This window comes from Billgrantia campisalis (assembly GCF_022341425.1).
Taxonomy (GTDB): domain Bacteria; phylum Pseudomonadota; class Gammaproteobacteria; order Pseudomonadales; family Halomonadaceae; genus Halomonas; species Halomonas campisalis.
Genome location: NZ_JABFUC010000005.1, coordinates 167,176 through 186,783, shown reverse-complemented (window position 1 = coordinate 186,783; position 19,608 = coordinate 167,176). Strand labels below are relative to the sequence as shown.

Below are 19,608 nucleotides of genomic sequence, written 5' to 3'. Positions count from 1 at the left end.
TCATCGGCGATATGCCGGGCAAGCAAGCCGGCGGGGCGTTTAGGGACGCCCCGGCGGGTCGACGGCACGATCCGTCCTGTCGTCTACACTAATGGCCACATCATGGAAAAGGAGGACGCCCCAATGGCACAAGGCCGCTTCGCAAGGACGACGCTCGCCACCGCCGTGGGTCTGCTGGCCGCCGGCCTCACAGCGGGCGCCCATGCACAGTTCGAGCCCCAGGGCCTCTACTCGGCCCAGTCGATTCTCGATGCCGACGTCTACTTCGAGGCCGCCCCGGGTACCGAGGCCGGCAGCGTGGCGGACATCCTGCTCGGGGACGACATGCGGGTTCATGCCCTGGTGGTGCGCCCCGATACAGGCGTGGGGCTCGGCGACAACCCACTGGTGGTCACCAACCCCCACTACCATCTCGTCACCCATGAGGACGACGAGGGCCAGATCACCCACGACGTCATCATCGACACTCCCGAGGAAGCCCTCGAGGAGATGCCGCACTATGACCAGGACTGGTGGGACCTGGCCCGCGAACGGGCGCGCGATGCCTGGGACACCACCCAGGAGGGCGCCATCAGCGCCTGGCATTACACCCGGGAAGGCGCCGACCGCATCGGCGAAGGGGCCGAAAGCGCCTGGGAGCGTACCCAGGAGGGGGCCCGGCGCGCCGGCGAGGCCATCGAGGGCGCCATCGACCACATGCGCGACTGAGCTGCCCGCCGGACGCTGCTGCGACCCCGCCTCGGCGGGGTCGCTGTGTATCAGGGCTTAGTCAGAAGACCGGCATCAAGATTCGCTGCCCGCAGCGCCCTCCCGGTCAGCGCTGCAGCCGCTCCAGCAGGCGCCGGGTGGCGAAGCCGTCGGGGGGGACGCCGATCTCGCGCTGGAAGGCGCGCAGCCCACGGCGGGTATTGGGCCCCATGATGCCGTCGGCGGCGCCGACCTCGAAACCGCGGGCGTTCAAGGCCTGCTGCATCTCGCGGACCTGGCGGCGCGCCAGCGGCTGCTCGTCCCGCGGCCAGCCCGCCACGATGCCGTCCCGGCCGGCGATCTCGTTGGCCAGGGTGCCCACCGCCAGCGCATAGCTGGTGGCGTTGTTGTAGCGCAGGATGGCCCGGTAGTTGGGCCCGACCAGGAAGGCCGGCCCCCGGGCGCCGGCCGGGGCGATCACCGATGCCTGATCGAATGCCGGCAGCGCCTCGCCGCCCAGTGCGCGCACGCCCTGCCCGGCCCACTCCCGGCTGCTGCGCCGGGTCGCGAGCTCGGTCTGGGCGTAGTCGAAGTCATCGGGCAAGCGCACCTCCACGCCCCAGGGCTCACCCGCCTGCCAGCCGGCACGGGCCAGGTAGTTGGCGGTGGAGGCCATGACATCGGGGATGCTGCCCCAGATATCGCGCCGGCCGTCGCCGTCGCCGTCCACGGCATAGGCCTCGAAGCTCGACGGAATGAACTGGGTGTGACCCATGGCGCCGGCCCAGGAGCCGACCATCTGTCGCGGCGCGATATCCCCGGACTCGATGATCCGCAGCGCCGCCAGCAGCTCGCCCCGGGCGAAGTCGCGACGGCGACCGTCGAAGGCCAGAGTGGCCAGGGCATCCAGCGTCGAGAAGCTGCCGAAGTTGCCCCCGTAGTTGCTCTCGATCCCCCAGATGGCGACGATGATCTCCGCCGGCACCCCGTAGCGGCTCTCCATGCGCCGCGCAGTGTCGCGATGCTCGGCCAGCTTCTCCCGCCCTTGGGTCACCCGGGTCGCCGAGACGGCCGTGTCCAGGTACTGCCAAATGGGTCGCACGAACTCCGGCTGCGAGCGATCGAGCTCGACCACCCGGGGGCGATAACGCACGCCATCCAGGGCGCTGGCCAGGGTCGCCTCGGAGATGCCTTCGGCGCGGGCCTCGCGGCGAAAGCCGGCCAGCCAGTCGGCGAAATCGACCGGCGCGCCGGCCTCTGCCTCGGTCTCGGGGGGCGTCACCGACGCCTGTGTCGCGGCCGACGACACGGACTCGGCACCCGCCGGGTCGGCCGCGGCCTCCTGCACGGGGCCGCCCTGACAGCCGGCCAACAGCGCAAGCAACAGCGAGGCAGGAACAATCTGGCGCATCATGGTCTCGACTTCCCTAGGCGGTGGATGGCCCCCGATGATGGCGCAGAAGTGCGACCCAGGCCAGTCCCTCAACCGTCGACAACGCCAGAGGCCGCCCGCAGGCGGCCTCTGGCATCACGCGACGCAGCTCCCCGCCTTCAAGGCGGGTCGTTGTGCTTCGGCTCGCGCTTGGCGTTGGCCTGGGTCTCCATGCCACTCTTCAGCTCATGGGTGAGCGGATCATAGTTGGGGCGCAGCTCATCCTTCACCGTGCCGCTCCATAGCTTGGAGCCGACGAAATAGCCGGCACGACCGATCACGTGGGCCGCCACCGGCGCGGTCATCACCACGAAGATGATGATCGCGAAGGCGCGCGCCGCCACCGCCACCTCGGCGAAGTGGAGCGCCACCGCCAGCATGATCAAGATCACGCCGAGCGCCGCGGCCTTGGTGGTGGCGTGCATGCGGGTCAGCAGGTCCGGCAGGCGCAGGATGCCCAGTGCCGCCAGCAGCATGAACAGCGCGCCGGCGAGTACCAGCGTGCCCTTGACGACCTCAATCATCGCGCGGCCCTCCCCGTTCCAGAAAGCGGGCGAACCCGATGGCGGCGAGAAAGCCCATCAGGGCGATCACGATGGCGGCATCGAGAAAGCTCGAGACATCCATCTTGATGGCGTAGACACCGACCAGCCCCACCACGATGCTGGCGAAGAGCTCCAGCGCCACCACTCGGTCGGGCAGGCTCGGGCCACGCACGACCCGCACGAAGGCGAGAATCAGTGCCAGGGCCATCACGACCTGGCTGAGCAGAATCACGGTGTCCATGTCGGCACCTCGTTGTCAGGGTCAGCGGAACAGCTCCAGGGCACGGGATTCCATTTCCTTGAGGTTGCGGCGCAGCTCCTCTTCATCGTCGAGGAACATGGCGTGAATGTAGAGCACCTTGCGGTCGTCGGAGACGTCCAGGCTCAGGGTGCCCGGGGTCAGCGAGATCAGGTTGGCCACCATGGCGATCTCGAGCTCGGTGCGCGCCTCCAGGGGCATGGCGATCACCCCCGGTTTCATATGCCAGGGCGGGGTCAGGATATCGAAGCCAACGCGCAGGTTGGCCTGCACCAGTTCCTTGATGAAGAAGCCGAGGAAGCGCAGGATCCGCGGGATGCGCGCCGGATAGCCCTTGAGCGCCTCCACCTGGGGCTCGATCAGCACCAGGGTGATGTAGCCGAAGACCAGGCCCACCACCAGGTTGAGGCCGGAGAAGTCGCCGCTCAGCACGACCCAGGCGATCCCCAGCAGCAGATTCCAGATGGCACCGGTCATGGGGTCACCTCCTGCTCCTGGGCCTCGATCAACACGTCATCGACGCCGACCTCGGCGCCCAGCACCGCCTCGATATAGCCCTGCGGATGCATGAGCTGCTCGCCGACCTGATTCATGATGCCCATCAGCGGCTCGGCGAAGATGCCGATCAGCAGCGAGAACAGCGCCAGCACCGCCACCGGCAGGTACATCAGCCACAGGCTGGGCGGCACGATCCGGCTGTCATCGCCGATCACGATCTCCTCCGCCGGGACCAGGTTGTCCTCGGGCAGAGTCTTCCAGAACACCTCGTTCCAGATCTTGACCATGGAGTAGAGGGTCATCAGCCCCACCGCCAGGGCGATGGCCGTCACCACGTAGGCCTCGGCCTCGATGCCCGCGCGCACGATCACGAACTTGGCGAAGAAGCCCGACAGCGGCGGAATCCCCGCCAGCGAGAAGGCCGAGAGGAAGAAGGCCACCGCCAGCCAGGGCCGCTCACGGTAGAGCCCCCCCATCTTCTTGAGCTCGTAGGTGCCCTGCAGCCGCCGGGTGATGCCGCTGATCAGAAACAGGTTGGTCTTGACCACCATGTTGTGCACCACCGCGAACACCCCCCCCGCAATGGCCAGCGGCGTGAACAGCGCCAACCCCAGGATCATGTAGCCGATCTGACTGACGATATGGAACGACAGGATGCGCCGGAACTCGAACTGGGCGGCCGCGCCCAGCACCCCGGTGACCATGGTCAGCGCCGCCCCCCAGATCAGCAGGTCCTGGGTGTAGCCCAGGGTCTGGTCGAACATCAGCGAGAAGACGCGAAACAGCGAGTAGACGCCGACCTTGGTCAACAGCCCAGCGAACAGCGCCGACACCGCCACCGGCGGCGTGTGGTAGGAGGCCGGCAGCCAGAAGAACAGCGGGAAGGCCGCCGCCTTGATACCGAAGGCCACCATGAACATTACCGCCAGCACCTCCACCATGCCCTGGTGCTCGGCCACCGCCAGGCGCTGGGCGATATCGGCCATGTTGAGGGTGCCGACCATGCCGTAGGTCAGGCCGATGGCGGTGAGGAAGATCACCGAAGCGAGCAGGTTGAGGGTCACGTACTTGATGGCCCCCTCCATCTGCGCCTTCTCGCCGCCGAGGATCAGCAGCGCGAAGGAGGCCACCAGCATCACCTCGAACCAGACGTAGAGGTTGAAGATGTCGCCGGTGAGGAAGGCGCCGGCCACCCCGGCCAGCAGCAGGTGCATCAGCGGGTAGTAGCCGAATTTCTCGTGACCGGGTCCGGTGGAGGCCAGCGAATAGATCGCCAGCGCCAGCCCCAGGATGCCGGTGAGCACCACCATCACCGCGCTGAGCATGTCGGCCACCAGGGTGATGCCGAAGGGCGCCGGCCAGCCGCCCATCTGGATCACCACGTGGCCTTCGCGACTGACGGAGGCGATCAGCCACAGTGCCACCCCGAGCAGGGCGGCATTGCCGGCCACCGCCACGAAGCGCTGCATGGGGCGCGAGCGCCAGAACAGCAGGGAAACGGCCCCCGACAGCAGCGGGAGGAGGACGGGAAGTGCAACTTCGGGCCTCACGTGTCGGTTTCCTTCATCTTGTCCAGATCATCGGCCTTGACGATTTCATAGGCCCGGCGAATCAGTACCACGGCAAACGCCAGCACACCGAAGGCGATCACGATGGCGGTCAGCACCACCGCCTGGGGCAGCGGGTCCGCCACGGCGCCGACTGGCGCCGACAGCCCCTCGGGGATCAGCGGCGGCGCCCCCCGGGTCATCCCCGCCGAGGTGAAGATCAGCAGGTTGGCGGCGTTCGACAGCAGGATCAGGCCGATCACCAGCTTGACGATGGAGCGGCGCAGTATCATGAAAATCGCGGCCGCGTAGAGCGTGCCGATGGCCACGGCCATTATCGGTTCCATGCGGGACCTCCCTGGCAGGTTGGCGTTGCGGCGAGGGCAAGCGATTCAGGGTTCATCCTTGTCCACCTCCATCAGCGTCATGACCATGGCCAGCACCGAGCCGAGCACCGCCAGGTAGACGCCGATATCGAAAATCAGCGGCGTCGAAGCCTTGAAGTCGATGCCCGGCACCTCCCACCACTGGGCGGTCAGGAAGGGCTGGTCCACGAACCAGGCGGGAAACACCGAGATCATGCCCAGCAGCAGCCCCATCCCGATCAGATCGCGCGGGTCGACCATGCGCAGCACGTCACGGGTGGCGCTGACGCCGAAGGCGAACAGGTAGAGCGTGAAGGCGCCGGCGGCCACCAGGCCGGCGATGAAGCCGCCGCCCGGCTCATCGTGGCCGCGCAGCAGCAGAAACACCGAGAACAGCAGCTGCAGCGGCATCAGGATGCGCGCTGCGGTGTGCAGTATCAGGGTACCGGACTTAACCATCGTACGGCTCCTTCTCCGGGGTCGCTTTCTTCGCGGCCTTGTCGCCGGCGCGCAGCTTGAGCATGGCGATGACGCCGATCGCCGCCAGCGCTAGCACGAAGATCTCGCCCAGCGTATCCAGCGCCCGGTAGTCGACCAGGATGACGTTGACGATGTTGCGGCCGTGGGCCAGCGGCACGCTGTTGTCGATCATGTAGCCGGAAATCGGCACGAACTGGTCGATGCCCCAGGCGGTCAGCACCAGCAGGGTGATCAGCACCCCCGCGCTGCCGGCGACGATGATGTCCCTGATCCGCTCCACGGGGGTCGAGAGGCTGGCGAAGCGCGGCAGGCGAAACAGCACCAGCACCAGCAGAATCACCGTCAGGGTCTCCACCAGCAGCTGGGTGATGCCCAGGTCGGGCGCGCTGAACAGGATGAAGGTCAGGGCGATCGAGAAGCCCATGATGCCCACCGACACCACCGCGCTGAGCCGCGAGCGGGTGACGGTGGCGAACAGCGCCCCCATCACCAGCATGCCCACCACCACCACCTCGTGGAAGCGCACGTCGACATGGAAGGCGATCGCCGGGGCATGGCGCAGCAGCAGCGAATTGCCCACCAGGCCGATCAGGGTCAGCACCATCACCATGATGTAGTTGCGCATATAGCCGTTCTGCAGGATGCGGGTCTGCCAGTCGGAGACCACCGTGACCCCGTGCATGAAGGCCTCGTAGCCCGCCTCAGGGCCCCGCGCCATCAGCGGGTCGAGGCGCGCCAGCCGCCCTCGCACCAGGTCCCAGCGACGAAACAGCGCATAGCCGAGCCCCAGGCTGGCCAGCGACATCAGCAGCGGCAGGTTGATGCCGTGCCACAGCGACAGCGATACCTGCACCGGCTCGCCGATCACCGCCGAGGCCGCCGCGGTCAGCAGGCCGGTGCCGGCCAGCATCGGGGTCAACCCCAGCAGCAGCGAGAGGATCGCCAGCACCGCCGGACCGATCAGCATCGAGGCCGGTGCCTCGTGGGCCACGCGCGGCGTCTGGCGGCGCTCGCCGAAGAAGGGCCGCAGGCCCACGATGGCCGCCACGGCGATGGTCAGGAAGGCGGCGGAAAAGGCCAGCAGCAGGATCAGCGCCCTGAAGCGCCCCGCCTCGAGCACCGACTCGAACATCAGCTCCTTGGCGATGAAGCCAAACAGCGGCGGCACCCCGGCCAGCGACAGGGCGGCGATCAGCGCCACCAGCGCGGTGACCGGCATCAGCGGGCGCAGCCCGCCCATGGCGGTGACGTCCTTGGTGCCGGTCTCATGGTCGAGAATACCGGCCACCATGAACAGCGCCCCCTTGTAGAGGGAGTGCGCCAGCAGGAAGGTGGCGAAGGCGATCAGCGCCCCCTCGGTGCCGATGCCCAGCAGCATGGTCAGGGTGCCCAGCGCCATCACCGTGGAGTAGGCCAGGAGCTTCTTGATATTGGTGTGGCGAATGGCCAGGAAGGCGCCGGTGAACATGGTCAGCGCCCCCACCACCGAGAGGATGCCGATCCACATCTCGGTGCCGCCCAGGCCCGGGTGGAGGCGGGCCAGCAGGTAGATGCCGGCCTTGACCATGGTCGCCGAGTGCAGGTAGGCCGAGACCGGGGTGGGAGCGGCCATGGCATTGGGCAGCCAGAAGTGGAAGGGGAACTGGGCCGACTTGGTGAAGGCACCGAGCAGCAGGCAGATCAGCAGCGGCGCGTAGAGGTCGTGCTCACGCAGCACATCGCCCATGGCGTTGAGCTCGGAGAGCGACCAGCTGCCGCCGGCGATGCCCAGCATCACCAGCCCGGCCATCAGCGCCAGGCCGCCGGCCACGGTGACGAACAGCCCCTGACGGGCCGACTTGCGCGCCTCCAGGTCGGCGTGATTGAAACCGATCAGCAGATAGGAGGTGATGCTGGTCAGCTCCCAGAACACGAACATCGTCAGCAGGCCGTCGGCCAGCACCAGCCCCAGCATCGAGACCATGAACGCCAGAATGACGATGTGGAAACGTACCAGGTCGGGATGCCCCTTGAGATAGCCGCCGGCGTAGATCAGCACGAAGGTGCCGATCACCGTGATCAGCAGGGCGAACAGCAGCGACAAACCGTCAATGACGAAGGTCAGGCTCATGCCCAGCGAGGGCACCCACTCCAGGGCCAGGGTCAGCACCTCACCGTCCATGACCGCCGGCACCTGGCCCAGGAACCACAGCGCCAGGGCAGCCGGGAAAACTGCCAGCACGAGGCTGGTCCGCCCCCCGAACCAACGATGCAGCAGGGGCGCAAAGGCGGCCAGCACAAAACCCGATAGCACGGCTAGTTGCATCTTGCAGCTCTCTTCTGGTCGATTATCCGGTCAACAGTTGCCCGCGGCATGGCGTCTCGTACCCGCCCGATGTCCCTTGGCATTGTCCTCTCTCCTGCTGTTTTGCCCTGCATCTTGCGTTCGATCGCCTGACCATGGGCAAGGCATTGAGATACGCATTAGGGCTTCCCGGCCGCCATCCCCACCCGTTGGCCTACGCCCAAAGAATGACCATAGTGGATTTTTTCGGGCTGTATATTGCACTGCAAAGTCGATAAACTTTGCGCCGAGCTGGCCACCGAAAATACCGGCCCGTCGATGAAACGGCCTGATAGTATAGCGATTTTCCGCCGTTTCTTCATATAGGCCCACCGCTCGCCAGCCGCGCGATCCATCGATCGCCGCCAATCCCGATGAGCCTCTGTGTGGTATCCGGGTGCATCGAACGCCACGACACCATGACCCAAGCGTGGCGCAGACACCACCCTAGCCGCCGTCAGAATGGACGAGCCACCGATGTCACTGCTGTGGATTCCGCTTCTCACCATTGTCGGCACGCTGGTGCCGGTGATGACGTCTCGCCGTGGTCGCAAGGTCTGCGTCGCCACCACCCTGATCGCCCCCCTGGCGGCGCTACTGCTGGTGCTGCTGCATGCCCCGACGGTGATCGGCGGCGAAGTGGTCAGCATGCAGCTCAGCTGGATGCCGCTACTCGGCCTCGACCTGGCGCTGCGCATCGACGGTCTGACACTGCTGTTTGCGGTGCTGATCCTGGGCATCGGCAGCCTGATCCTGCTGTACGCCGGCTTCTATCTCAGCGCCGAAGAGGACGACGGCCGCTTCCTCTCCTACATGATGCTGTTCATGACCGCCATGCTCGGCATCGCCATGGCCGACAACCTGATCCTGCTGTGGCTGTTCTGGGAGCTGACCAGCATCTCGTCGTTCCTGCTGATCGGCTTCTGGGGGCATCGCAGCGACGCCCGCCGCGGGGCGCGCATGGCGCTGACCGTGACCGGCGCCGGCGGCCTGGCGCTGCTCGCCGGCTTCCTGCTGATCGGCCAGGCGGCCGGCAGCTTCGCCCTGAGCGAGGTGCTGGCCGCCGGCGACGCCATCCGCGCCTCGGCAAACTATCCGCTGATCCTGCTGCTGGTGCTGTTCGGCGCCTTCACCAAGTCGGCCCAGTTCCCCTTCCACTTCTGGCTGCCCCACGCCATGGCCGCTCCCACCCCGGTGTCGGCCTTCCTGCATTCGGCCACCATGGTCAAGGCCGGGGTCTTCTTGATGGCGCGTCTCAATCCGGCGCTGGGCGACACCGCCCTGTGGGCCATTACGCTGTCGCTGGTGGGCCTGGCGACCCTGCTCTACGCCGCCTGGTTCGCCCTGCTCGAGCGCGACCTGAAAGGCATCCTGGCCTTCTCCACGGTGAGTCACCTGGGCTTGATCACCCTGCTGCTGGGGCTGGGCAGCCCGCTGGCCATCGTCGCCGCGGTGTTCCACATCCTCAACCACGCCACCTTCAAGGCGGCGCTGTTCATGAGCGTGGGCATCATCGACCACGAGACCGGCACCCGCGATATCGACCGCCTGGGCGCGCTGTGGTCGATGATGCCGCTGACCGGCACCATGACGATCCTGGCCGGCGCCGCCATGGCCGGCTTCCCACCCTTCAACGGCTTTCTCTCCAAGGAGATGCTGTTCGAGCAGAGCCTGGTCAACGACGTGCTGGGCGCACTGAGCGGGCTGATCCCCATGCTGGTGGTGATGGGCGCGATTCTCTCGGTGGGCTACTCGCTGCGGCTGGTCTGGAGTCTGTTCTTCGCCGCCCCCAAGCTGACCCGTGAACAGAAGGCCCAGCCGCCGATGAAGGTCCACGACCCGGCCCGCGGCATGCTGGCGCCGGGCCTGTTCCTGGCCGCCATGAGCCTGCTGGTGGGCCTCTTCCCGATGACCCTGGCCGCCCCGCTGGTCAACGCCGCCAGCCTCGCCGTCCAGGGCGACACCACCCCGCTGTTCACCCTGGCGCTGTGGCACGGCATCAACCTGCCGCTGGTGATGAGCCTCGCCGCCGTGGCCGGTGGCGTGCTGGTGCTGATCAATCACAAGCGCTTCGCCGCCATCGCCGCGCTGTTTCCCGCGCGGGATGCCAGCCTCGCCTTCGAGGCGGTCATGCTGCGCCTGATCAAGGCCACCCTGTGGCTGACCCTACGCCTGGAGAACGGTTCGCTGCAGCGTTACCAGGCACTGCTGATCCTTACCGCCCTGGTGATGACCGGCATCGGCCTGTCCCAGCTCAACGCCCTGACCGGCGAACGCGGCCTGCAGCCGCTGGACGGCATGCTGCTGCTGGGCGCGGGGCTGATGATCTTCGGCGCCATCGGCAGCGCACTCAGCCACCGCTGGCGGCTGGTCTCGCTGCTGATGCTCTCGGTGGTGGGCCTGTCAGTGTCGCTGACCTTCGTGCGCTTCTCCGCCCCCGACCTGGCGCTGACCCAGCTGTCGGTGGAAGTCGCCTCGATGATCCTGATGATCCTGGCGCTGTTCTTCCTGCCCCAGCGCCCACCGCTGCTGGTCTCGGGTCGACGCATCGTCCGCGACCTGGTGCTGGCCGCCTCCCTGGGCCTGATAGTGGCGATGCTCAACTATGCCCTGCTGACCCGCGAGACGCTGACCATCGCCGACTACTTCCTGCGCGAGGCGCTGCCCGGCGGCGGAGGCACCAACGTGGTCAACGTCATCCTGGTCGATTTCCGTGGCTTCGACACCCTGGGTGAGATCACCGTGCTGACCCTGGCGGGCCTGGCCACCTTCAAGCTGCTCAACCGCATGCGCCTGTTCATGCCTGCCGGCAACCTGGAGGGCATCCGCTGGTCGCGCCACCGCTATCCGCTGATTCTCGCGGTGGTAGCCCAGATCCTGCTGCCGCTGGCGCTGCTGGTGTCGGTGTATATCTTCCTGCGCGGCCACAACCAGCCCGGCGGCGGCTTCATCGCCGGCCTGATCACCTCGGTAGCGCTGATCCTGCAGTACATGGCCCGCGGCCACGACTGGACCCGCCAGCGCCTGCCGCTCTCCTACGCGGTGGTGGCCGTTTCGGGCCTGGCCATCGCCACCGCCACGGGGCTTGGCAGCTGGCTGTTCGGCTATCCCTTCCTGACCTCGGCCTTCGGCCACTTCCATATCCCGCTGATCGGCGAGATCGAGCTGGCCTCCGCCATGCTGTTCGACGTGGGGGTCTACCTGGCCGTGGTCGGCGCCACCCTGATGATTCTGATCAACCTGGGCCGGATCACCACCGTCCACCGCCCGAGCCTGGAGGAACGTTGATGGAAGCCCTGTTCTCGCTGGTCGTCGGCGTGCTCACCGCCAGCGGTATCTACCTGCTGCTGCGCGGCCGCACCTTCCCCGTCATCATCGGCCTGGCGATGCTGGGCTATGCGGTCAACCTCTTCCTGTTCTCCACCGGCGGCCTCAACACCCACGCCGCGGCGGTGATCGGGGAGTCGCTCACTCCTACCGACCCGCTGCCCCAGGCGCTGGTGCTTACCGCCATCGTCATCGGCTTCGCCATGACCGCCTTCGTGGTGATCCTGGCGATCCGCGCACGCAGTGAGCTCGGCTCCGATCACGTCGACGGCCAGCAGGGCGAAGAGGGGGATGCGCGCTGATGCCTCAACACCTGATTGCCCTGCCCATCCTGCTGCCGCTGGTCGGCGCCCTGGGTCTGCTGCTGGCCGGCAAGGCCTCGGATACCACACACCGACGCATCAGCGTTGCGCTCACCGTCGCCCTGCTGGTGATCAGCCTGCTGCTGCTCAAGCGGGCCGCCGGCGGGGAACTCGCTTTCTATGCCCTGGGCAACTGGGAGGCGCCGTTCGGCATCGTGCTGATGCTCGACCGGCTCTCGGCGCTGATGCTGACCCTGACCGCCACGCTGGCGCTGGGCTGCGTGCTGTTCGCCTGCGCCGGCGACGATACGCGGGGCAGCCACTTCCACGGCCTCTTCCAGCTGCAGCTGGTGGGGCTCAACGGCGCCTTTTTGACCGGCGATCTGTTCAACCTCTTCGTGTTCTTCGAGATCCTGCTGCTCGCCTCCTATGCGCTGCTGATGCACGGCGGCGGCAAGGCGCGGATCGCCGCCGGCCTGCACTACGTGATCCTCAACGTGGCCGGCTCGGCGCTGTTCCTGGTGGCGCTGGGGGTGCTCTACGGCGCCACCGGCACGCTCAACATGGCCGACATGGCGCGGCGCATCGCCGCCATGTCCGGTGACCAGGCGGCCCTGGTCACCGCCGGTGCGCTGCTGCTGATCGTGGTGTTCAGTCTCAAGGCGGCGCTGCTGCCGCTCTACTTCTGGCTGCCGCGCACCTACGCCTCGGCCCCGGCGCCGGTGGCGGCGCTGTTTGCCATCATGACCAAGGTGGGGCTCTACGCCATCCTGCGGGTGCAGTCGCTGATCTTCGTCGACAGCCCGGCCGCGGCGGCGATCGAGGCCTGGCTGTGGTGGTCGGGGCTGGCCACCATCGTGCTGGCCGCCGTGGGCGTGCTCGCGGCCCGCGACCTGCGTCCGCTGATCGCCTATCTGGTGCTGGTGTCGGTGGGCACCCTGCTCGCCGGCACCGCCCTGGGCACCCCGGCGGCCACCACCGCCCTGCTCTACTACCTGCCCCACACTACCCTGATCTGCGGCGCACTGTTTTTGATCGCCGAACTGCTAGGCCAGCAGCGCGGCAAGGCGGGCACCCGCCTGGTGCGCGCCCGCCGGCTGCACCAGCGCTTCCTGCTCGGCGGCTTGTTTCTGGTCGCCGCGGTGGGGGTGGCCGGCTTGCCGCCGCTGGCCGGCTCGCTGGGCAAGCTCTTGCTGATGCAGGCCACCGAGGGCAGCGCCCGGCTGTGGCTCTGGCCGCTGCTGCTGCTGGCCGGGCTGTGCGCGCTGATCGCCATGTCGCGGGCTGGCTCGGTGTTCTTCTGGGCCAGCTACAAGGGCGAGGTGGCCACCGGCAAGGTCAGTCGCGCCCAGCTCGCCGGGGTGGTCTGGCTACTGGCCAGCGCCCCCGTGCTGGTCGCCTTTGGCGGACCGATCAGCGCCTACACCCAGGCCACCGCCCAGCAGCTCGCCGACCCGCAGCAGCCGATCGTGCAGCTGTTCGGCGAGCCATCCGCCGCGCAAGCGGCCACCTTCCACGAGATCAACGGGGAGGCACCATGAGAGCCCTGGGACGCTACCTACCTACCCCCACCCTGTCGCTGGTGCTGCTGGTGGTTTGGCTGCTGATGGTACGCAGCCTCGCCCCCGGCCAGCTGCTGCTGGGGGCTTTCCTGGCGGTGGGAATACCGCTGCTCACCCAGCGCTTCTGGGAGCCTCTGCCCCAGGTCAAGCACCCGATCAAGCTGGCCTGGTTCGTCCTGGTGGTGCTGTTCGATATCGTCAAGGCCAACGTGCAGGTCAGCCTGTTGATCCTGCTGCCCAAGCGCGAGCCGCACCCCGGCTTCATCGAATACCCGCTGCAGGTCAAGGACCGGCTGGCGATCACCCTGCTGGCCAACACCATCACCATGACGCCGGGCACGGTCTCCACCAATATCCGCCTGGACGGCTCCTCGCTGCTGATCCACGCCCTGGACATGAGCGACGAGCAGGCGTTGATTCGCGAGATCCACGAACGCTATGAGCGGCCGCTCAAGGAGATCTTCGAATGCTAGACACCGCGCTGATGATCAGCCTGACGCTGATCGTGCTGGCCATGTCGATGAACGTCTACCGGCTCGCCATCGGCCCGGACATTCCCGACCGGCTGCTGGCCCTGGACACCCTCTACGTCAACAGCATTGCGCTGATCGTGATGCTGGGGCTGTGGCTCAACACCAAGACCTACTTCGAGGCGGCCATCCTGATCGCCATGCTGGGCTTCGTCAGCACCATGGCCATCTGCCGCTACCTGCTGCGCGGCGATATCATCGAGTGAGGAAGCTCCCATGACCTTCTACGTCATCGTCGAGGGCGTCATCGCCTTCCTGCTGATCGCCGGCGGCGTCTTCGCCTTCACCGGCTCGCTGGGCATGCTGCAGTTCAAGGACTTCTTCATGCGTCTGCACGGTCCCACCAAGGGCACCACCCTGGGCATCGGCTGCATCCTGATCGCCTCGATGCTCTACTTCACGGTCACCCAGCGCGAGCTGCACGTCCAGGAGCTGCTGATCACCCTGTTTCTGTTCATCACCGCCCCGGTGACCGGCCACATGCTGGCCAAGACCGGCCTGCACATGCACCTGCGCTTCTTTACCGGCACCCGCGGCTCGGTCCCGGAGTTCCGCGACGAAGATGTCGGCCAGAGCCGGGTGGCGCGCCCGGCCCGTGCCAAGCACCCCTGGAAGCACCGCAAGGCCAAGCGCTCGCGGCTGCGCCGCTAGCCGGCCCCAAAATGCAACAGGCTGCCTTGAGGGCAGCCTGTTGCGTTCCAGCGGGCATGACAGGAGCCGTCAGCACCAGCCCGAGAGTTCGCGGCGAATCACCGTCAACAGCGCCTGAATGTGATCCTCGCGGTCGTTCAGGCAGGGCACATAGGTAAAGGTCTCGCCGCCCGCCTCGAGGAAGGCATCGCGAATCTCCTCCTCGATCTCCTCGAGGGTCTCCACGCAGTCGGCGGAGAAGGCCGGCGACACCACCGCGATGTGCTTCTTGCCCTGGCGGGCCAGCTCGGCCACGTGCTCGACGGTGGCGGGCCCCACCCACTCCTCGGGACCGAACTGCGACTGGAAGGCGGTGACGATAGCATCGTCGCCCCAGCCCAGGCGCTCCTTGAGCAGCCGCGTGGTCTTCTGACACTGGCAGTGGTAGGGGTCGCCCTCCAGCAGATAGCGCTTGGGCACCCCGTGATAGGAGGCCACCAGCACCTCGGGACGGGTGGCGGCCGCCGCGTAGGACTCGCGCACCGAATTGGCCAGGGCCTCGATATAGTGCGGCTCCTCGAAGTAGGCCGGCACGGTGCGAAACGCCGGCTGCCACTTGAGTTTCATCAAGGTGCGGAAGGCCTGGTCGTTGGCGGTGGCGGTGGTCGGCGAGGCGTACTGGGGGTAGAGCGGGAAGAACAGGATCTTCTCGCAGCCCTGCTGCTGCATGCGCCTGAGCACGCTGTCGGTGGAGGGGTTGCCGTAGCGCATGCAGAAGTCCACCACCACCTGGTCACCGAACTGCTCGTAGAGCCCCTCGGCGACCTTGCGGGTCTGGTCGCGGGTAATGGTGAGCAGCGGACTCTCGTCCTGCTCGGTGTTCCAGATGCCGCGATAGGCTGCCCCGGAGCTGAACGGTCGCTTGGTGAGTATGATCAGCTGCAGCAGCGGCTGCCACTTCCAGTTGGGATAGTCGACCACCCGCTTGTCGGAGAGAAACTCGTTGAGATAGCGGCGCATGGACCAGTAGTCGGTGGCATCCGGCGTGCCCAGATTGGCCAGTACCACCCCCACCTTGCGCGTCGCCACCCCGGGGTGGTCGGCTGGGGCGTGCTGGGGACGACGACTATCCGGGCTGTCGTGCGGCGCGTTGTCAACTGTCATGCGAGGCCTTCCTTCTGATCTTCGACGGGCAACGCCGGGCAGTTTACCAGCATCACGCCTCGCTGACAGAAAAACTGTACTAATCGATAATTCTGTATAGGTTAAGGACAGGCCGCGTTTCAGAACACCAGCGGCACCCGCGACGTCAGTGGATCCCGATAGTGGGCATCGCGGCCGATCACCTCGTCCTCGGGCACGTGCTGCACGAGGTAGGCGCGGTGGATACCGGCACGCTTGAGCTCCAGGTAGACATCCTCGAGCGAGCGGAACACCATCGGCTTGCCGCGCCGGCTCAGCATATGACGCGCCCCCTCCACGTCTTCCAGTTCCACCTGATAGCAGTGGCTGCCGCTATGGGTGATGACACGAATTTCGAAATTGTCGTGGCGCGCCGCGAAGGCCTTGAGGTCATCGTATTCCATGTTTCCCTCCCAGTGACCGATAGTCTGACGTCAGATGCATACAAAGTGGGCACAGCCTGACTGTGCCCGATGACAGCTGCATTAACGTGCCATTTCGACACTGTGACCGCCCGGCATACTTAGGGTTCCTGCGTTGACACTCTGTTACTGATAGCTGCTGGGGTCGATGGCCTTGGCCAGGGAGTTGCGGTCGACCCAGTTGCCGGCCTTGGTCTCCTTGTAGCGAAACACCACACGGTCACCGACTGCAACGCCCAGTTCGGCCTCTTCGGTCTGGTAGCTGTAGGCTTCGCCGTCGACCACCAGGTGGAAGCGGTAGAGGTCGGGCATGCCCAGCCACTCCTTGAAGGGCCCCTCCCGCTCCAGCGATTGCAGCTCGCCGCGCGCCTCGAGCTTGGGGGTACGCTGGCGCTTACCGCGCCGAAATCCGCCTGCCATGCTGCCTCCTTCGGGGTGATCAGTCAGGGGGGGTCGGCATTATACGGTGCCCGCCTCCAGGCTCAAGTGCCGCCGAGCCGTCAGTCGCCGAAGGAGTCGCCGTAGCTGTCCGGCGCCAGATCCTCGAAGCGGGTGTACTTGCCGATGAAAGCCATGTGCACCGTGCCGATGGGGCCGTTACGCTGTTTACCGATGATCAGCTCGGCCAGGCCCTGATTGTCAGGGTTATCCGGATTGTAGACCTCGTCACGATAGACGAAGGTAATGATGTCGGCGTCCTGCTCGATGGCGCCGGACTCACGCAGGTCCGACATCACCGGCCGCTTGTTGGGCCGCTGCTCCAGCGAGCGGTTGAGCTGGGAGAGCGCCACCACCGGGCAGCCGAACTCCTTGGCCAGGCCCTTGAGGGAGCGGGAGATCTCGGAGATCTCCCCGGTGCGGTTCTCGGAGAAACCGGGGATCTGCATCAGCTGCAGATAGTCGATCATGATCAGCGCCAGGTTGCCGTGCTCGCGGACCACCCGGCGAATGCGCGAACGCATCTCGTTGGGCGACAGCGCCGCGGTATCGTCGATGAACAGCTGCTTGTCCTTGAGCAGATTGACCGCCGAGGTGAGGCGCGGCCAGTCCTCGTCCTCCAACTGGCCGGTGCGCACCCGGGTCTGGTCGATGCGACCCAGCGACGAGAGCATGCGCAGCATCAGCGACTCCGCGGGCATCTCCATGGAGAACACCATGACCGGCTTCTCGCTGGCGATCACCGCATGCTCCACCACGTTCATGGCGAAGGTGGTCTTGCCCATGGAGGGACGCCCGGCGATGATCACCAGGTCGGAGGGCTGAAGCCCGGAAGTCATCTCGTCCAGGTCGCGAAAACCGGTGGAGAGCCCGGTCATCTCGCCCTGCATGTTGAACAGCTCGTCGATCCGGTCCACCGCTTTGGCCAGCAGTTCGCTCATGCCGACGGGACCGCCCGACTTGGGCCGCTCCTCGCTGATCTGGAACACCAGCCGCTCGGCCTCGTCGAGCAGTTCGTCGGCGGGCCGCCCCTGAGGGGAAAAGGCGCCATCGGCGATCTGGCTGGCGGCGCGGATCAGCTTGCGCAGGGTGGCGCGTTCGCGAACGATGTCGGCATAGGCGCGGATATTGCTGGCCGAGGGGGTGTTGCGTGCCAGCTCGGCAAGATAGGCAAGCCCGCCCACCGTCACCAGCTGGTCGCGTCCCTCCAGGGCTTCAGAGAGGGTCACCACGTCCAGCGGCTGGCCGGCCTCGGCGAGGCCGATCATGACGTTGAACACCAGGCGGTGCTCATAGCGATAGAAATCGTCGGCCACCAGGCGGTCGGCCACGTTATCCCAGGCCTGGTTGTCGAGCATCAGGCCGCCCAGCACCGACTGCTCCGCCTCCAGCGAGTGGGGCGGCACCTTCAGGGCAGCGGTTTCCTGATCCAACTCGACGGTGTCGTTCATGGCGGTCAGTGGGCCTCGGCAGCAGAGTTAAGCGGCGCTCATTCTACCCTATCGCCCGGCGACACCCCATGGCCGCATGCGGCTCCAAGGAAAATCCCCGCGACCCTGGCGGGCCGCGGGGAAAGATCGAAACAGCAGCCCGGCATCGCGACACGCCCAAGCTCCCGTTACCTGCAGTATGGCCGGGAATACGTCCGGGTCCAGCGCCATCCAAGGCGCCAGTGGCCGCAGCCTCAACGCAAAAAAGGGGCGCAGGAAGCCTGGCTCCCTGCGCCCCTGGCGCCCGTGCGGCGAAGCCGCTTACTCGGCCACGACTACCACGCGCACGGTGGCGTCGACTTCGGCATGCAGGTGCAGGTCGATGTCGTATTCGCCGGTCTGGCGGATCGGACCTTCCGGCATGCGCACTTCGCTCTTGGCGACGTCGATGCCGGCCTGGCCCAGCGCTTCGGCCAGGTCGCGCGGACCGATGGAACCGAACAGCTTACCCTCATCGCCGGACTTGGCCACCAGCGACAGCTCGATCTCGGCCAGCTGAGCGGCACGCGCTTCGGCCTCGGCCTTGCGCTCGGCGGCATGGGCCTCGAGTTCGGCGCGCTGGGCCTCGAAGGCCTCGGTGTTTTCGCGGGTTGCCGGTACGGCCAGGCCGTAGGGCACCAGGTAGTTGCGGCCGTAACCGGGCTTGACGGCGACCTTGTCGCCCAGGCCGCCCAGCTTGCCAATCTTGTCGAGCAGAATGACTTCCATCTCGTGAACCTCTTGTCAGTCGCTGCGGGAGGCCAGACGGCCGCGGAAATCCACGAACACGTCAATGCAGGCCGCCAGCAGCACGATCAGTATCGTGGGCCAGGTGGTGATCAGCAGCAGATAGAAGGCGATCAGCCACAGCCCGTTCATGCCCTTGGCTCCGATGAAGCCGTGCACCAGCGCGATGCCCGCCACCAACAGCGGGATCCAGGCCAGCATGCTCAGGGCGGGAATGCCCAGCACCATGCCCACCGCGATCAGCGCCACCAGCAGGAAGAACTCACGCCCCGACAGGCGCAGCGCATGGAACTCCTGCCGGAAGCCGCCGGGATTGTAGAGCCCCGCCTGCCAGCTGCGCCCCAGCGCCAGGCAGGCCACGGCGGCAACCAGCACCACCAGGCCGGTGACGCCGCCGATCAGCAGCGTGGCCAGCTCCTGGGCATCGTACCCCTGTCGGGTCAGCTCGGTGAGCAGGCGATCGATCTCGCTCGAGCCCTGGCGCAGCTGCTCCAGCAGCGGCCCGGTCCCGCCGGGCGGCACGAAGACCCCCAGTTGGATCATCACCGCCCCGGCCAGGGCCCCGACAATCAGCGCTTCGCTCCAGCGCATGCGCTCGCGCAGCACCACCGCCATCAGCGTGACCAGCAGGATACTGGCCAGCGGAATGGCGTCACCCTGGACCCACCACCAGCCGGCCGGCAGGGCCGCGGCGACGATGACCGGCAGTGTCGGCACCAGCCCGCGACGCAGGGTCACCAGGGCAGCCACGGCGGCGCTGAACCAGAACAGCCAGGGAACGATCGCGGCGATCGCGGCCCCGCCTGCGGCATAGGGGGTTCCGCGCATCAGCCAGCGGGCAATCGTCAACATCGGGCGTTCGA

Annotated in this window: 21 protein-coding genes; 7 read left to right on the top strand and 14 right to left on the bottom strand. The window is 66.8% G+C overall.

The features are described 5' to 3' along the window. Nucleotides 1–123: 123 nt before the first annotated feature. Nucleotides 124–708: a PRC-barrel domain containing protein gene (locus HOP52_RS08065; protein ID WP_238976863.1), complete on the top strand. Its 585-nt coding sequence runs from the start codon at nt 124–126 to the stop codon at nt 706–708. A gap of 106 nt (nt 709–814) precedes the next feature. On the opposite strand, the gene HOP52_RS08060 is transcribed toward HOP52_RS08065, so the two are convergent. The 8 genes from HOP52_RS08060 to HOP52_RS08025 form a co-directional block, all read right to left on the bottom strand. Continuing rightward, the gene (locus HOP52_RS08060) at nt 815–2,101 is read right to left on the bottom strand and encodes a lytic murein transglycosylase (RefSeq protein ID WP_238976862.1); all 1,287 of its coding nucleotides are present in this window, start codon (nt 2,099–2,101) and stop codon (nt 815–817) included. A gap of 137 nt (nt 2,102–2,238) precedes the next feature. Next, a complete protein-coding gene (gene mnhG, locus HOP52_RS08055; protein WP_238976861.1) occupies nt 2,239–2,643 on the bottom strand; it encodes a monovalent cation/H(+) antiporter subunit G in 405 nt (134 codons plus the stop codon). Beyond that, the gene (locus HOP52_RS08050; RefSeq protein WP_238976860.1) at nt 2,636–2,905 is read right to left on the bottom strand and encodes an MrpF/PhaF family protein; all 270 of its coding nucleotides are present in this window, start codon (nt 2,903–2,905) and stop codon (nt 2,636–2,638) included. Before HOP52_RS08050 ends, mnhG begins: the two co-directional genes overlap by 8 nt. Nucleotides 2,906–2,926: 21 nt before the next feature. Beyond that, nucleotides 2,927–3,400: a Na+/H+ antiporter subunit E gene (locus HOP52_RS08045; RefSeq protein WP_238976859.1), complete on the bottom strand. Its 474-nt coding sequence runs from the start codon at nt 3,398–3,400 to the stop codon at nt 2,927–2,929. Next, nucleotides 3,397–4,971: a Na+/H+ antiporter subunit D gene (locus HOP52_RS08040; RefSeq protein ID WP_238976858.1), complete on the bottom strand. Its 1,575-nt coding sequence runs from the start codon at nt 4,969–4,971 to the stop codon at nt 3,397–3,399. Before HOP52_RS08040 ends, HOP52_RS08045 begins: the two co-directional genes overlap by 4 nt. Next, the gene (locus HOP52_RS08035) at nt 4,968–5,315 is read right to left on the bottom strand and encodes a Na+/H+ antiporter subunit C (RefSeq protein ID WP_238976857.1); all 348 of its coding nucleotides are present in this window, start codon (nt 5,313–5,315) and stop codon (nt 4,968–4,970) included. The genes HOP52_RS08040 and HOP52_RS08035 overlap by 4 nt, the downstream gene beginning before the upstream one ends. Before the next feature lie 45 nt (nt 5,316–5,360). Further along, entirely contained in the window at nt 5,361–5,792 is a 432-nt protein-coding gene (locus HOP52_RS08030; protein WP_238976856.1) for a Na+/H+ antiporter subunit B, read from the bottom strand. Further along, complete coding sequence (locus HOP52_RS08025; protein WP_238976855.1) at nt 5,785–8,118, bottom strand: putative monovalent cation/H+ antiporter subunit A; 2,334 nt, start codon at nt 8,116–8,118, stop codon at nt 5,785–5,787. Before HOP52_RS08025 ends, HOP52_RS08030 begins: the two co-directional genes overlap by 8 nt. Nucleotides 8,119–8,613: 495 nt before the next feature. On the opposite strand from HOP52_RS08025, the gene HOP52_RS08020 reads away from it, so the two are divergent. From HOP52_RS08020 to HOP52_RS07995, 6 genes are read left to right on the top strand one after another with little or no spacing between them, the layout of a single operon-like run. Further along, the gene (locus HOP52_RS08020; RefSeq protein ID WP_238976854.1) at nt 8,614–11,424 is read left to right on the top strand and encodes a monovalent cation/H+ antiporter subunit A; all 2,811 of its coding nucleotides are present in this window, start codon (nt 8,614–8,616) and stop codon (nt 11,422–11,424) included. Further along, the gene (locus tag HOP52_RS08015; protein ID WP_238976853.1) at nt 11,424–11,765 is read left to right on the top strand and encodes a Na+/H+ antiporter subunit C; all 342 of its coding nucleotides are present in this window, start codon (nt 11,424–11,426) and stop codon (nt 11,763–11,765) included. The genes HOP52_RS08020 and HOP52_RS08015 overlap by 1 nt, the downstream gene beginning before the upstream one ends. Then, nucleotides 11,765–13,306 (top strand): monovalent cation/H+ antiporter subunit D, encoded by a 1,542-nt coding sequence (locus HOP52_RS08010; protein ID WP_238976852.1) that lies wholly within the window; start codon nt 11,765–11,767, stop codon nt 13,304–13,306. The genes HOP52_RS08015 and HOP52_RS08010 overlap by 1 nt, the downstream gene beginning before the upstream one ends. Next, a complete protein-coding gene (locus HOP52_RS08005) occupies nt 13,303–13,800 on the top strand; it encodes a Na+/H+ antiporter subunit E (protein ID WP_238976851.1) in 498 nt (165 codons plus the stop codon). Before HOP52_RS08010 ends, HOP52_RS08005 begins: the two co-directional genes overlap by 4 nt. Then, nucleotides 13,794–14,063, top strand: a complete 270-nt coding sequence (locus tag HOP52_RS08000; RefSeq protein ID WP_238976850.1) for a K+/H+ antiporter subunit F — start codon at nt 13,794–13,796, stop codon at nt 14,061–14,063. The genes HOP52_RS08005 and HOP52_RS08000 overlap by 7 nt, the downstream gene beginning before the upstream one ends. A 10-nt stretch (nt 14,064–14,073) precedes the next feature. Next, nucleotides 14,074–14,508, top strand: coding sequence for a Na+/H+ antiporter subunit G (locus tag HOP52_RS07995; RefSeq protein ID WP_238976849.1), 435 nt, complete (start codon nt 14,074–14,076; stop codon nt 14,506–14,508). A gap of 69 nt (nt 14,509–14,577) precedes the next feature. Here the strand turns inward: HOP52_RS07995 and hemH are convergent, their stop codons facing one another. The 6 genes from hemH to HOP52_RS07965 form a co-directional block, all read right to left on the bottom strand. After that, a complete protein-coding gene (gene hemH / locus HOP52_RS07990; RefSeq protein WP_238976848.1) occupies nt 14,578–15,651 on the bottom strand; it encodes a ferrochelatase in 1,074 nt (357 codons plus the stop codon). 119 nt (nt 15,652–15,770) lie between these two features. Further along, nucleotides 15,771–16,073 (bottom strand): DUF6482 family protein, encoded by a 303-nt coding sequence (locus HOP52_RS07985; RefSeq protein WP_238976847.1) that lies wholly within the window; start codon nt 16,071–16,073, stop codon nt 15,771–15,773. 144 nt (nt 16,074–16,217) lie between these two features. Next, nucleotides 16,218–16,511, bottom strand: coding sequence for a hypothetical protein (locus HOP52_RS07980; RefSeq protein ID WP_238976846.1), 294 nt, complete (start codon nt 16,509–16,511; stop codon nt 16,218–16,220). 80 nt (nt 16,512–16,591) lie between these two features. Continuing rightward, nucleotides 16,592–17,980: a replicative DNA helicase gene (gene dnaB, locus HOP52_RS07975; protein WP_238976845.1), complete on the bottom strand. Its 1,389-nt coding sequence runs from the start codon at nt 17,978–17,980 to the stop codon at nt 16,592–16,594. Nucleotides 17,981–18,280: 300 nt separating this feature from the next. Continuing rightward, entirely contained in the window at nt 18,281–18,727 is a 447-nt protein-coding gene (gene rplI / locus HOP52_RS07970) for a 50S ribosomal protein L9 (protein WP_238976844.1), read from the bottom strand. 15 nt (nt 18,728–18,742) lie between these two features. After that, the gene (locus HOP52_RS07965) at nt 18,743–19,597 is read right to left on the bottom strand and encodes a YybS family protein (protein ID WP_238976843.1); all 855 of its coding nucleotides are present in this window, start codon (nt 19,595–19,597) and stop codon (nt 18,743–18,745) included. Nucleotides 19,598–19,608: the final 11 nt, after the last annotated feature.

Coding starts and splice junctions, on each gene's coding strand:
- HOP52_RS08065 (WP_238976863.1), top strand. CDS start 124: ATGGCACAAGGCCGCTTCGCAAGGACGACGCTCGCCACCGCCGTGGGT.
- HOP52_RS08060 (WP_238976862.1), bottom strand. CDS start 2,101: ATGATGCGCCAGATTGTTCCTGCCTCGCTGTTGCTTGCGCTGTTGGCC.
- mnhG (WP_238976861.1), bottom strand. CDS start 2,643: ATGATTGAGGTCGTCAAGGGCACGCTGGTACTCGCCGGCGCGCTGTTC.
- HOP52_RS08050 (WP_238976860.1), bottom strand. CDS start 2,905: ATGGACACCGTGATTCTGCTCAGCCAGGTCGTGATGGCCCTGGCACTG.
- HOP52_RS08045 (WP_238976859.1), bottom strand. CDS start 3,400: ATGACCGGTGCCATCTGGAATCTGCTGCTGGGGATCGCCTGGGTCGTG.
- HOP52_RS08035 (WP_238976857.1), bottom strand. CDS start 5,315: ATGGAACCGATAATGGCCGTGGCCATCGGCACGCTCTACGCGGCCGCG.
- HOP52_RS08030 (WP_238976856.1), bottom strand. CDS start 5,792: ATGGTTAAGTCCGGTACCCTGATACTGCACACCGCAGCGCGCATCCTG.
- HOP52_RS08025 (WP_238976855.1), bottom strand. CDS start 8,118: ATGCAACTAGCCGTGCTATCGGGTTTTGTGCTGGCCGCCTTTGCGCCC.
- HOP52_RS08020 (WP_238976854.1), top strand. CDS start 8,614: ATGTCACTGCTGTGGATTCCGCTTCTCACCATTGTCGGCACGCTGGTG.
- HOP52_RS08015 (WP_238976853.1), top strand. CDS start 11,424: ATGGAAGCCCTGTTCTCGCTGGTCGTCGGCGTGCTCACCGCCAGCGGT.
- HOP52_RS08010 (WP_238976852.1), top strand. CDS start 11,765: ATGCCTCAACACCTGATTGCCCTGCCCATCCTGCTGCCGCTGGTCGGC.
- HOP52_RS08005 (WP_238976851.1), top strand. CDS start 13,303: ATGAGAGCCCTGGGACGCTACCTACCTACCCCCACCCTGTCGCTGGTG.
- HOP52_RS08000 (WP_238976850.1), top strand. CDS start 13,794: ATGCTAGACACCGCGCTGATGATCAGCCTGACGCTGATCGTGCTGGCC.
- HOP52_RS07995 (WP_238976849.1), top strand. CDS start 14,074: ATGACCTTCTACGTCATCGTCGAGGGCGTCATCGCCTTCCTGCTGATC.
- hemH (WP_238976848.1), bottom strand. CDS start 15,651: ATGACAGTTGACAACGCGCCGCACGACAGCCCGGATAGTCGTCGTCCC.
- HOP52_RS07985 (WP_238976847.1), bottom strand. CDS start 16,073: ATGGAATACGATGACCTCAAGGCCTTCGCGGCGCGCCACGACAATTTC.
- HOP52_RS07980 (WP_238976846.1), bottom strand. CDS start 16,511: ATGGCAGGCGGATTTCGGCGCGGTAAGCGCCAGCGTACCCCCAAGCTC.
- dnaB (WP_238976845.1), bottom strand. CDS start 17,980: ATGAACGACACCGTCGAGTTGGATCAGGAAACCGCTGCCCTGAAGGTG.
- rplI (WP_238976844.1), bottom strand. CDS start 18,727: ATGGAAGTCATTCTGCTCGACAAGATTGGCAAGCTGGGCGGCCTGGGC.
- HOP52_RS07965 (WP_238976843.1), bottom strand. CDS start 19,597: ATGTTGACGATTGCCCGCTGGCTGATGCGCGGAACCCCCTATGCCGCA.